Annotated in this window: 1 protein-coding gene; it reads right to left on the reverse strand. The window is 25.4% G+C overall.

The window, feature by feature from the left end; translation table 11 throughout:
• The coding region (locus tag CD126_RS11955; protein ID WP_142381379.1) for an SAP domain-containing protein at positions 1-765 on the reverse strand (765 nt) is incomplete at both ends.

Genomic DNA, 765 nt, shown 5'->3' on the forward strand with positions numbered 1-765 from the left:
AGTTAATATTTCTTAATTTCCCATGACTGTTAGTATTTTTTCTTAGTAAATCTAACTGTTCGCGATTTTCTAATTCATTATATATAGTCCATGATATATCTCCAGGTAAATATTTTGTTTTCGTTAACGAATGCAATTCTTGGTATTTGTCATACATGGAAATAGAAGTTATATATTCATTTAAATATCTATGCCCATATATGACATATGAAAATCTTTTCAATAATTCATATCCATCTTTAGTAGGCATGAAACTGTTATTACTAGGTAATTTCTCTAAATCTTTAACAGATAGTTCACTTAATAATCGATGCGTTAAATCTTTTTTGTTACCACTAACTTTCAACTTATGTTTTCTTAATATACTTTTTAGTTCATTGTTGGTTAGTTGTTGAATATAAATTGTAGGATTCGATTCACCTAAATATCCTTTATCTATAAGCACATTTATTCTTTCTTTTATATTAATTTCATATCTATAAACAAAGTAACCTGGTACTTTATCTGGCGTCTTAGTTATACTAAACCACCATAAAGCAATAATATCACCAATTAATAGCTCATTATAAATTGGTGTTTGGTAAGTTGTATATTCATATAATTCTATTTCATTTAGTTTATTCAATTCATCTTTTGGTTGTTTTAGTAGAACCTCAAATGTAGTTGTTAAATCATTTTTTGAAAGAAATTTTATTTCTCTTTGATAATTTTCGCCACATTCAAATGCTAATTGCGTTTTAAAATAGGTATCTATTTTATTTAATC

The organism is Staphylococcus pettenkoferi, from assembly GCF_002902685.1.
Lineage (GTDB): Bacteria > Bacillota > Bacilli > Staphylococcales > Staphylococcaceae > Staphylococcus > Staphylococcus pettenkoferi.